The sequence below is a fragment of the Micromonospora sp. NPDC003776 genome, assembly GCF_053605645.1.
The window spans coordinates 1-11,188 of sequence record NZ_JBSGJR010000184.1; the positions used below are offsets into that span (position 1 = coordinate 1).

Annotated in this window: 10 protein-coding genes; 7 read left to right on the forward strand and 3 right to left on the reverse strand. The window is 75.7% G+C overall.

Features of this window, described 5'->3' with window-relative positions; genetic code table 11:
• Together ACWEVO_RS16945 and ACWEVO_RS16950 are read left to right on the forward strand one after the other, a co-directional pair.
• A partial coding sequence (locus tag ACWEVO_RS16945; RefSeq protein ID WP_452308467.1) for an XdhC family protein occupies positions 1 to 272 on the forward strand: 272 nt, incomplete at its 5' end.
• Positions 269 to 895 (forward strand): nucleotidyltransferase family protein, encoded by a 627-nt coding sequence (locus tag ACWEVO_RS16950; protein WP_452308468.1) that lies wholly within the window; start codon positions 269 to 271, stop codon positions 893 to 895. The genes ACWEVO_RS16945 and ACWEVO_RS16950, both read left to right, overlap by 4 nt.
• On the opposite strand, the gene ACWEVO_RS16955 is transcribed toward ACWEVO_RS16950, so the two are convergent.
• Together ACWEVO_RS16955 and ACWEVO_RS16960 are read right to left on the reverse strand one after the other, a co-directional pair.
• Positions 862 to 1,965, reverse strand: coding sequence for a winged helix DNA-binding domain-containing protein (locus ACWEVO_RS16955; protein WP_452308469.1), 1,104 nt, complete (start codon positions 1,963 to 1,965; stop codon positions 862 to 864). The two genes, ACWEVO_RS16950 and ACWEVO_RS16955, sit on opposite strands and share 34 nt — an antisense overlap.
• Positions 1,966 to 2,072: 107 nt before the next feature.
• Positions 2,073 to 2,816, reverse strand: a complete 744-nt coding sequence (locus ACWEVO_RS16960) for a PRC and DUF2382 domain-containing protein (protein ID WP_452308470.1) — start codon at positions 2,814 to 2,816, stop codon at positions 2,073 to 2,075.
• A gap of 186 nt (positions 2,817 to 3,002) precedes the next feature.
• On the opposite strand from ACWEVO_RS16960, the gene ACWEVO_RS16965 reads away from it, so the two are divergent.
• Entirely contained in the window at positions 3,003 to 3,386 is a 384-nt protein-coding gene (locus ACWEVO_RS16965; protein WP_452308471.1) for a hypothetical protein, read from the forward strand.
• A 288-nt stretch (positions 3,387 to 3,674) separates the two neighbouring features.
• Positions 3,675 to 4,292, forward strand: coding sequence for an NAD(P)H:quinone oxidoreductase (wrbA, locus tag ACWEVO_RS16970; protein ID WP_452308472.1), 618 nt, complete (start codon positions 3,675 to 3,677; stop codon positions 4,290 to 4,292).
• 67 nt (positions 4,293 to 4,359) lie between these two features.
• Here the strand turns inward: wrbA and ACWEVO_RS16975 are convergent, their stop codons facing one another.
• On the reverse strand, positions 4,360 to 6,279 hold the full coding sequence (locus tag ACWEVO_RS16975; RefSeq protein WP_452308473.1) for a chorismate-binding protein: 1,920 nt from the start codon (positions 6,277 to 6,279) through the stop codon (positions 4,360 to 4,362).
• Positions 6,280 to 6,536: 257 nt separating this feature from the next.
• On the opposite strand from ACWEVO_RS16975, the gene ACWEVO_RS16980 reads away from it, so the two are divergent.
• The 3 genes from ACWEVO_RS16980 to ACWEVO_RS16990 all read left to right on the forward strand — a co-directional run bounded on the left by ACWEVO_RS16980 (position 6,537) and on the right by ACWEVO_RS16990 (position 11,081).
• A complete protein-coding gene (locus ACWEVO_RS16980; protein ID WP_452308474.1) occupies positions 6,537 to 7,940 on the forward strand; it encodes an FGGY family carbohydrate kinase in 1,404 nt (467 codons plus the stop codon).
• Positions 7,941 to 8,049: 109 nt separating this feature from the next.
• Positions 8,050 to 10,662 (forward strand): nitrate- and nitrite sensing domain-containing protein, encoded by a 2,613-nt coding sequence (locus ACWEVO_RS16985; RefSeq protein WP_452308475.1) that lies wholly within the window; start codon positions 8,050 to 8,052, stop codon positions 10,660 to 10,662.
• Positions 10,659 to 11,081: a roadblock/LC7 domain-containing protein gene (locus tag ACWEVO_RS16990; protein WP_452308476.1), complete on the forward strand. Its 423-nt coding sequence runs from the start codon at positions 10,659 to 10,661 to the stop codon at positions 11,079 to 11,081. The genes ACWEVO_RS16985 and ACWEVO_RS16990 overlap by 4 nt, the downstream gene beginning before the upstream one ends.
• Positions 11,082 to 11,188: the final 107 nt, after the last annotated feature.

The window sequence follows — 11,188 nt, forward strand, 5'->3', positions numbered from 1 at the left end:
CCGGCTACTGCGGTGTGCTGGGCAGCCTGGCCGCCCCCGCGGCCCGGCTGGCCCGGCTGCGGGCCGACGGCGTGTCCCCGGTCCAGTTCGCCCGCCTGCGGGCGCCGGCCGGGCTGGACCTGGGTGGGCGTACCGCGACGGAGACCGCGCTGGCGATCGCCGCCGAGGTGGTGGCCGGACGCAACGGCGGCACCGGCCGGGCGCTGCACGGGCTGACCGGCCCGATCCACGCCGCCGACCGCGACCGCCGGCCGGCGGTGGCGCTCGGGTGACCGTGGCCGGGCTGCTGCTCGCGGCCGGGGCCGGGCGCCGGCTCGGCCGGCCCAAGGCGCTGATCGAGGTGGACGGGGAGCCCCTGGTCCAGCGCGGCATACGCCTGCTGCGGGCCGGGGGCTGCCCGCTGGTGCACGTGGTCGTCGGCGCTGGCGCGGACGCGCTGCCGGAGCTGCCCGGGGCGGTGCCGGTGGTCAACCGGCGCTGGCGGGAGGGGCTGGGCGGCTCGCTGCGCCAGGGCCTGGCGTCGCTGCCCGGGCACGTCGGTGCCGCGGTGGTGGTGCTCGTCGACCAGCCCGCGCTGGATCCGGTGGCGGTGCGCCGGGTGTGCGCCGCCCACGCGGCGGGCGCGTCGGTCGCGGTGGCCACCTACGCCGGGCGGATCGGGCATCCCGTGCTGCTCGACCGCGCCACGTGGCCGCTGCTGGCCCCGTACGCGACGGGGGACCGGGGCGCCCGCGACCTGTTGCGGGACCGGGCCGACCTGGTGACCCGGGTGCCGTGCGACGGCGCCGGTTCGCCCGCCGACCTCGACACCCCGGCCGACCTGGCCCGGCACCGGTCGGCCGGCACCGTGGGCGGCACCGGTCACCAGGAGTGGCGCAGCGGCAGGCCGAGGTAGGCCGCGTAGCCGGCCAGCGCCGACTCGACCTTGGACCGCAGCGGGGCGTCGAACGGCACCAGCGGCTGCACGGTCACCGTGACGGCGGATTTCCCGAGCGTCCGCTTCCAGGTGCCGACGACCCGGCCGCCGCATACCACGGTGGACTGGAACACCCCGTTGTTGCCGGGGACCACGGCGGCGGCGTGCGCCGGGTCGAGCATCAGCGTGCGGTCCTTGAAGCCGAGCAGGTATTCGTCGAAGCCGGGCAGCGTGTGCAGGTCGTCGACCGGCTCCCGCGGCGCGTCGAGCAGCGCGGCGTCGACCACGGCCGGGGTGCCGTCCACCTCCACCGGGGCGAGGGCGTCACCGGCCACCGCGATGCCGCGCCGGGCGTCGGTGACGGTCAGCCCGGTCCACCGCGCCAGGTCGTGCGCGGTGACCGGGCCGTGGCTGCGCACGTAGCGCAGCGCGAGCAGGCCGAGCGCCTCGTCGCGGTCGGGCCGGCGCGGGTCGGGCGCCCACTCGTCGAGCAGGGCGAACGTCTGCTCCTTGCCGACCTGCGGGGCGATGCAGGTGACGGCCCGCTGGCTCGCGTACCACAGCAGGTGGTAGCCCCGCTGGCCGCTGGTGTCGAGGCCGGCGGAGTTCAGCGTGGCCAGGCACTCGGCGCGGGTCAGCCGGCCGCCGCCGGCCAGCGCGCCACCGAGCACGTCGGCGGCCCGGTCGGCGTCGGTCTCGGTGAGGCCGAGCTGTGCCCGGCGGGCGGCGGCGCCGGCGAGGGTGCGCACCCCGGTCACGGCCAGCATCCAGTGCGCGTCGCGGGCGGGCACCAGGTGGACCGTGCCGCGCATCGGCCAGGTGCGCAGCGCCTCACGCCGCTCCAGCGCCGCCCGCACGTCGGCGTGGCTGCGGCCCGGCAGGCGTACGCCGAGGGACCATTCGCCGCTGGCCACGTCCTGGGCCTGCATGGCGCCGAACCACTCCACCACGTCGGCCACGCCCTCGGGGCGGGCCACCGGGTGCGGGCGCAGCAGCAGGCTGGTCATGCGCAGCGCCAGCGCCTCGGCGCCGGTGAGCCGTACGGGCACGGCCACCTCCCATCGATCGGGGACGGCCAGCATAGGCGGCGGCTGGGACCTTTTTCGGACGCGACCGGGTGGGTGGGCAGCTGCCCACCCACCCGGGATCTCCTCGGTCAGCCGTTGCGCCGTGCCCGGTCGGGCACGTCGGCGTCGACCAGTTCCCGGCGCACCTGGGCGTTGACCGGCTGTTCCTCGACCACCTCGTCCTTGGCCAGCCGGACCCGCTCCACCGGGACCTGCTCCTTGGCGGCCACCGGGCGCTCGGCGCGCAGCTCCATCTCACGCTGCTCGTCGCGGATCTCCGCCCGGGCCGCGTCGCGGTCCGCCTCGCTGATCGGCTCGTGAACCACGGTCACCTCGTCGTGCTCGACCGGCACGGTCGTGTGCACGTTCTCGGTCACCACGTGCTTGCGCAGCCGGGCGGTGCCGGCCGGCTCGCTCTGCGTGCCGACGCGCAGCCGCTCCTCGGAACGGATGACCTCCGGTGCGCCCGCCATCCGCTGCGGCGGCGGTTCCGGCTGCCGGACGGCACCCTGGCCCTGCAACTGGTAGTGCTGGTAGAGCTGGGCGAGCTGGTCGGCGCCGAGCGGCTCGTTGGCGCCCGTCTCGACGCTGGGCGCGCCGCGCACCGTGGCCTTGTCGTACGGCACCTGGAGCTTGCCGTCGCCCTGCAACCGGGCCGCCTGCAGCGGAGCCAGCGACTCGTGGTGACCCATCACCCCGATCCTGACGCTGACCCAGGTCGGCTCTCCCGCGGGATCGGCCCACACCTGGCCCACGGCGCCGATCTTGGCACCGGAGCGGTCCTGGACGTCCTGCCCGTACAGCGACCGGATCTGCTGTTCGGTCAGTCGCATGGTTCGTCCTCCCTCTCGTGGGTCACGTCCCGGTTTCCCGACCGGCCGGGCGGCATTCTCCGAATTCGGGACGAATAGGAGAAGCAGGAGCAGTGGTGCCGGAAGTCGGCCCGGTCGGAGGAATGACGTGTCCCTCAGCGGGGATGCGTCGGTCGCGAACATGGCGCGGAATGCGAGGTGTGGGAGATGACCGCAGCCAGCGAACCGGCCCGGGGCCGGGGCGCCGCCGCCCGACCGATGGCCACCGGGGCCAAGACCAGCGCGGCGGCCGCCTTCAGTCTGGTGTTCGGGGTCGCCGGACTGCTCAGCGTGCTGATCGCGATCCTGGCCCCGGTCGGGCTGGTGCTCGGGATCATCGGGGTCATCCTGGGGATCGCCGGCCTACGGATGAGCCGGCGGCCCGGGGTCACCGGGCGTGGTGTGGCGATCGGTGGCCTGGTGCTGAGCGCGTTGGCCGTCCTGCTCGGCCTGGCCCTGGCCGCCGGGATCACCACCTTCGTGAACAACGAGGGCGCGGTGAACCGGCTGGAGAAGCGGGTCAGCCACCTGCGGGACAAGGTCAACCACTGACCGGGCCTCGCCCGCCCCTGATCGCGCTACGCCAGCCACACTGCCGGCGGAGCGCGATCCCCCGTTCAGGTTCCCGGTGCGAAGCGGCGGCCGGCACCGGTGCGATCAGGATCCCCGGTGCCGGGATTCCGGGTGCCGGTCGGGCGCGGAACTTGCGCAAATCTTGAGCCGCGGCAAGTGATCGATCCTGGTGAACGGGTCGGCGCCCGCCGCGCCCGCCCCGCCGTTTGACGCCGCAACTAACGGGTAGTCGCCCGAGCTGACCCGAAATCGAGGAGGAATCGTCTCATGGATGGCCAGATCAAGGTCGCGGTGATCTACTACAGCGCGACCGGCATCACCTACCAGATGGCGCAGTCGGCGACCGAGGCCGCCGGGGAGGCAGGGGCCGAGGTACGCCTGCGCAAGGTGCGTGAGCTGGCGCCGGACGAGGCGATCCGCTCCAACTCCGGCTGGCAGGCCCACCGGCTGGAGACCCAGGACGTGATGGAGGCCGAGCCGGACGACCTGGCCTGGGCCGACGTCGTGCTGATGGGCGCACCCACCCGCTACGGCATGATCGCCGCGCAGCTCAAGCAGTTCATCGACACCACCGGCCCGCTGTGGTCCCGGGGCGCGCTGGCCAACAAGGTCTACAGCGGCTTCACCTCGACCGCCACCGCGCACGGCGGGCAGGAGGCGACGCTGCTGTCGCTGTACACCGTCTTCTACCACTGGGGCGGCATCGTGGTGACCCCCGGCTACACCGACCCCAGCCAGTTCGTCGCGGGCAACCCTTACGGCGCCTCGCACACCAGCAACAACGGGGAGATCCCGCCGGACCACGTGGCCCTGGCCGCGACCGCGCTGACGGCCAAGCGGGCGGTGCAGATGGGCGCGGCCCTCAAGCGGGGCCTCGCCGGCTGACCGGGTTGGCGACCGGTGGCCGGGCGGGGGCTCTCGAAACCCGCGCGGACCACCGGTCGACTCTGCCCTACCCCCGTTCGGCCGATCCATGCCCGCTCAACGCCGGCCGGGCCAGCAGGTGCCCGAGCAGGTCGGCCAGCACGACCAGGCCGTCGCGGCTGAGCACCGACTCCGGGTGGAACTGCACTCCCGCGAAGCCGGCCCCGCGCAGCGCGTGCACCGCCCCGTCCGCCGGGTCCCGGGACAGCTGCACCGGCCCGTGCGGGGTGGGCAGCCGGTCCACCGCCGCGCGGGCGGTGAAGCTGGAGTAGAAGCCGACCCGGCGGTTCTCGCCGAACAGCGGCACGTCCCGCGGCAGCCCCTGGTACGGCGCGTCCCGCCGGTGCAGTGTCAGCCCCAGCAGCCCGGCCAGCAGTTGGTGGCCGAGGCAGACCGCCAGGGTGGGGCGGCCCGCGGCGAGCAGCTGCGCCAGCAGAGCGCGCAGCGTGGCCATCTTCGGCTCGGTGAGGTCGTTCGGGTCACCCGGGCCGGGGCCGACGACCACCAGGTCGTACGCGTCGACGGGGCCGGCGCGGTGCCAGTCGCGGCGGGTCACGGTCAGGCCGAGGGCGCGTAGCTGGTGCGCGAGCATTCCGGTGAAGGTGTCCTCGCCGTCGACGATCAGGGCCCGGCGGCCGGCCAGGCCCGGCAGGGCGGTCGTGCCCGGGGTGCGTTGGTCCAGCCAGAACCGGGCCAGCGGGGTGTTGCGGGCCGCCAGCGCGGCGCGTACCCGCGGGTCGTCGGCCAGCCGCGGCGCGGCGTCGCCGGCGGGCTGCGGGGCTTCGGGGGCGAGGCCGAACGCGGCCAGCACTCCGGCGGCCTTGGCGTGCGTCTCGGCCACCTCACCCTCGGCGGTGGAGTGGCGGACCAGGGTCGCCCCGACCGGTACCCGCAGCTCGCCGGTGGTGGACAGCTCGGCGGTGCGGATCAGGATCGGCGCGTCGAGGGTCTGCCGCCCGTCGGTGTCCCGGCCGAGCAGGGCGAGCACTCCGGCGTAGTAGCGGCGGCCGGTGCGCTCGTGCCGGGCGATCACCCGGCAGGCGTTCTCCATCGGGCTGCCGGTGACGGTGGGGGCGAACATCGTCTCGCGCAGCACCTCGCGCACGTCCCGGGTGCTCCGCCCGGCCAGCAGGTACTCGGTGTGCGCCAGGTGGGCCATCTCCTTCAGGTACGGCCCGACCACCTGGCCGCCGTCCTCGGCGACGGTGGCCATCATCTTCAGCTCCTCGTCCAGCACCATGTACAGCTCCTCGACCTCCTTCGGGTCGTGGAGGAAGCGCAGCAGGGCGTCCGGGTCGGCCGCCGCGCCGGTGTGCCGGAAGGTGCCGCTGATCGGGTTCATCATCACCAGGCCGTCGTCGACGCTGACGTGCCGTTCCGGGCTGGCCCCGACCAGGATGCGGCGGCCGGTGTGCACGACGAACGTCCAGTACGCGCCGCGCTCGCGCAGCAGCAGCCGGCGCAGCGCGGCCAGCGCCGCGACCAGGGGTGGCCCCTGCACGGTGGCGCGCAGGGTGCGGTGGATGACGAAGTTCGCGCCGGCCCCGTGGCCGATCTCCTGCGCGAGCACCCGGCCGACCGTGGCCGCGTACTCGGCGTCGGCGATGTCGAAGGCCGCGTCCCGGGTCACCACCGGCACGTCGGGCAGCGCGGCCACCACCTCGTCGAGGCCGATCCGCCGGTGCTCGGCGATCGCCAGGAACTCCAGCGGGGTGCCGTCGTCCACGCAGGCGAACCCGCGTTCGGCGAGCTGCCGGTACGGCACCAGGGCCAGGGTGCGCGGCCCGGCGCCGCCGTCGGGCAGCGGCAGGTCGGCCAGCCGCTCGGCGGTGCGTACCGTGCCGGTGAACAGCTCCAGGTGGTCGGCGCCGGCGCGGCGGACGAGCGCGAACGGGCCGGGGTCGACGCCGGCGGCGACGGCGGCCAGCAGATCGGTCGGGCGGGTCATGGGTCTCCTCGGTGGGCCGGTGGCCGCCGGTGAGGCGGCCCGGTGCGCCGGGGAGAGACCGGCGGCCGCCTCGTCGGGCGGCCGCGTCGGGAAGCTACGCGCGGGGATGGGCCGCCGGGTCGGCGGGCCACCAGCAGGTCAGGTGCGCGAGCATGCCGATCACTGTACGCGTCGGCGCGGCGGCGGGGAACCCGATCGCCGCGCCCGCCCCCGGATCATGGCTTCAGCGCGTGGCCCGGCGGGTAGGTTGGCGCACGATGAACATCCTCGCTCTCGACCTGGGCACGTCGTCGGTACGCGGGCTGGTGCTGGACGCCGACGCCACCCCGCGTCCCGGCGCGCTGGCCCGCCGGAAGGTCCACCTGAGCACCGGCGAGGACGGCACCGGCACGCTGGACGGCCCGGCCTACCTGGCCTGCCTGGTGGAGTGCCTGGACGAGCTGGCCGCCGGCGGGCACCTGCGCGACGTCGAGCTGGTCGCGGCCTCCGCGCAGTGGCACTCGGTGCTGCCGCTGGGCGCCGACGGCGCGCCCCTGGGGCCGGTGCTGACCTGGATGGACACCCGGCCGGAGCCGCTGCCCGGGGCGCGGGGCCCGGTCGACCCGGACGCGTTCCACCGGCGTACCGGCGCCTGGTGGCACCGCTGCTACTGGTCGGTGCGGCTGCCGTGGCTGCGGGAGCGGGCCGGCGCCCCGATCGGCCGGTTCGTCGGGCTGGTGGAGTACGTGCTGGGCGAGCTGCTGGACGAGGCGCCGATGTCGGTGTCGATGGCCTCCGGCACGGGGCTGCTGGACCTGCGCCGGCTGGACTGGGACGTGGAGGCGTGCGAGCTGGCCGACGTACGCCCGGAGGAGCTGCCGCCGTTGGCCCCGCGCGGCTGGCACGGCCGGCTGCGCCCGGAGCACGCCCGCCGCTGGCCGCACCTGGCCGATGCCCGGTGGAGCGCCCCGGTCGGCGACGGGGCCGCCTCCAATGTCGGCTCCGGCTGCGTGGACCCGACCCGGGCGGCGGTGACGGTCGGCACCTCCGCCGCGGTCCGCCTGGTCCAGGCGCTCCCCGCCGGGGCGGAGCTGCCGCCGCTGCCCGAAGAGATCTGGCGCTACCGGGTGGACCACGAGCACGTGGTGACCGGGGCGGCGTACTCCAGCGGCGGGAACCTGTACGCCTGGGCCACCCGGACGCTGCGGCTGCCCGAGGGGCCCGAGCTGGAGACCGCGCTCGCCCGGGCCGCGGCCCGCCTGCGGGTACGCGCCAATCCCCGCTTTGGTGGGGACCGGCCACCGGGGAACGCGCCCGCCGGCTCGGGTGAGCTGCGCGGGCTGAGCTTCGGCAGCAGCGCCGTGGACCTGCTGGCCGGGCTGATGACCGGCCTGTGCCAGCTGGTCGCCGACGACCTCGCGCTGCTGGAGTCCGGGGTGGACGGCCCGATCGAGGTGGTGCTCGGCGGCGGGGCGATGGCCGCCTCCGCCTGGTGGCGCGGCGCGTTCGCCGAGGCGCTGGCCCCGCGGCCGGTGCGCTACCAGCGCAACCCGGAGGTCGGCGCGACCGGTGCCGCGCTGGTCGCGACGGGACGGATCGCCGAGGCGGCGCACCTGAGCGGCATCGACCGGACGGACGAGCCGGGCATGACGAACACCCTACCGATCGGCCCGCCTCGCTGACCTTCCTGGTCGCGGGACCGGACAACCCGTTGACACCGCCCGCCGGCCTGGTTGGATGGAGCGCGCTGCCCGTCATCGACGCAGTGGAGGCGGGACCGAGGAGGCAAGTGTGGGCGCAGGTCCCGACCCGGCCGGCGTGGCCACCCGGGCGCCCCGCAGCCCGGCCGGGGGCCGGCGGGCCCGGCGACGGTCGCTGTTGCGGTTGCGGGACTGGCGGATCCGCACCAAGCTCGCCACCGTGCTGGTCATCCCGTCGCTCGCCTTCCTGGTGCTGGCCGGCGTGCAGACCCGGGGGCTGGTGGGGCAGACCACCGCGCTGAGCGACTTCGCCGCGCAGGTGGGCATCGGCCGGCAGATCACCACCGCGGTGGACCGGCTCCAGCAGGAGCGCGACCGCGCCGCCGGGGAACTTGCCGCGCTGCGACGCGCCGGCGGCGGGCCCGAACGGGACGCGGCGATCGCCGCGCTCGCGCCGTTGCAGGCCGCGTCCGACCAGGCGATGTCCGAGCTGCGTGACGCCGCCGAGCCCCTCGCCGGCGCGGGTGCCGCCTGGCGGGTGGCGTACGCCGAGGTGCTGGAGGCGTACGACCAGGTCGTCTACATCCGCGCCGCGATCCCGCCGGCGGTGCTCAGCAGCGACACCATCCTGAGCAACTACCACCGGGCGATCGCCACCCTGCTGGACCTGCTGGCCGAGCCGTCGCCCGGGGACGACCAGCGGGCGCTCACCGACGCCGTGCTGCGCTACGTGCAGCTGTCCCGGGTCAAGGAGCTGTCGTCCCGGATCCGGGCCGAGCTCTACACCGCCGCCCGAGCCGGCCGGTACGAGCCTGACGACCAGGTCACCCTGACCGACCTGCGGGCGCAGCAGCTGACCGCGCTGGGCGCGTTCCGGGTCGCGGCGACCACCGGGCAGATCCGCCGTTACGACGAGACGTCGCTGGATCCGGCGTTCGTGTCGGCCACCCAGCTCGAGGAGAAGACGCTGCCCACCGGCACCGCGGAGCCGGAGCTGCTGCCGGCCACGCAGTGGTGGGCGGCCAGCGAGCAGCGGCAGGAACTGCTGCGCCAGCTGGAGCGCGAGGTCCTCGACGACGCCGTACGCCGGGCCGAGGACGCCAGCGCCCGGCAGCTGCGCGACACCCTGCTGGTGGTCGGCGGGATCGTGGCGGTGCTCCTGGTCGCCGTGCTGATCTCGCTGCTGGTCGGCCGTTCGGTCGCCCGGTCGATGCGGCTGCTGCGCGGCCAGGCGCTGCGGATCGCCCAGGTGGAGCTGCCGCTGACCCTGGACCGGCTGCGCGCGGTGAACCGCCCGATCGGCGCCATCGACGTGGCCCCGGCGGTCGTCACCTCGCAGGACGAGCTGGGCGAGCTGGCCGAGGCGTTCGTGGCGGTGCACCGCAGCGCTGTTGACGTCGCGGTCGAGCAGGCGCTGATGCGGCGCAACGTCAACGCCATGTTCGTCAACCTGGCCCGCCGCAGCCAGGTGCTGGTCGAGCGGCAACTGGAACTGCTCGACGAGCTGGAGCGTGAGGAGAGCGACCCGGAGCAGCTGGAGAACCTGTTCAAGCTCGACCACCTGGCCGCCCGGATGCGCCGCAACGATGAGAGCCTGCTGGTGCTGGCCGGCACGGAGTCCAGCCGGCGGTGGAACCGGCCGGTGGGCCTGGGCGCGGTGCTGCTCGCGGCGAGCGCCGAGATCGAGCAGTACCAGCGGGTGCGCCACGAGTCCCGGGGGGACCTGCACGTGGTCGGGCACGCCGTCGCTGACCTGGTGCACCTCTTCGCCGAGCTGCTGGAGAACGCCACCGCGTTCTCCCGGCCGGACACCGTGGTGCGGGTGAGCGTGCGGGCCGAGGGCGCCGGGGCGGTGGTGGAGATCGTCGACCAGGGGCTCGGGATGAGCCCGGCCGCGCTGGCGGAGGCGAACGCGGTGCTCGCCGAGCCGCCCGCGGCGGACGTGGCGGCCTCCGAGCGGATGGGTCTGTTCGTGGTCAGCCACCTCGGCGCCCGGCACGGCGCGCAGGTGCGGTTGCACGCGGGCCACGAAGGTCTGGTGGCCCAGGTCCGGATCCCGCCGGAGTTGCTGGCCGCCGCGCCCGTCGGGCTGGACCAGCTCGCCTCGCCGCGGATGCTCACCACGCAGGTCGCCGCGGCGTCGCGCCTCGCGCCCGGCGCCGGCCCGCTGGGCGCGGCGACCACGGAGCTGCCGGTGGTGGGACGGCCGGCGGCGGCCGCGGCGGAGCTGCCGGTGTCGCCGTTGACCGGGCTCCCGCTCGGGGGCGTCCCGGCGGTGCCCGCCGTGCAGCCGCCGGTGGGCCGTCCCGCCGTGCACTCCGGCGTCGTGGGCGGGTCGGGCGTGCCGGGGCAGCGTCCGGCGCGGAGCCGGGCGGGGAACCTGCCCCCGGGGGTGCCGGCCGGTGGCGGGTGGTTCTCCCGGCAGGGCCCGTCGTCGTCGGTGCTCGGTGTGACGCCGGCGCCGGCCGCGACGCCGGTCACGGCGGGAACCAACGAGCGGGGACTGCCGGTACGCGTACCGATGGCCCAGCTCGCCGCGGTGACCGACACCGCCCGCCCGGCCGGGCCGGCGGCCCGTGAGGATCCGGATCCGGACGCGGTCGGCGGCATGCTGTCCCGCTTCTACGGCGGGGTGCGCCGGGCCGAGGCCGAGGAAACCAGAGAGATGTACCTGCCGCGCAGCGAAGGGGGACGACGACAGTGACGACGTTGAGCCAGGAGGCCCGCGATCTCAGCTGGTTGGTGAACGCGTTCGCGGAGCGGGTCCCGGGGGTGGCGCACGCCGTGGTGGTCTCCTCCGACGGCCTGCTGGTGGCGATCTCCGCCCACCTGCCGCGGGATCACGCGGACAAGTTGGCGGCGGTGACCGCGGGGCTGATGAGCATCACCGCGGGCGCGGCGCAGATGTTCGACGGGGACGTCGTCAAGCAGACCGTGGTCGAGATGGGCCGCGGCTACTTCCTGGTCATGCAGATCCGGGACGGCTCGATCCTGGCCACCCTGGCCGCGGCGGAGGCGGACATCGGCGTGGTCGGCTACGAGATGGCCCGGCTGGCGAAGCAGGCCGGTGAGATGCTCACTCCGGCGCTGCGGGCGGAACTGCAGCAGGCGCTGCCCCGCTGAGCGCGGGCGGGGGGGGCGGGGGGGGCGGGCGCGCCGGCCGGGCGGGGGGGGCGACCCGCCCGGGGTGGGGGTTTTCCGGCGGTGAGCGTTGGGGCGCGGGGCTCTAC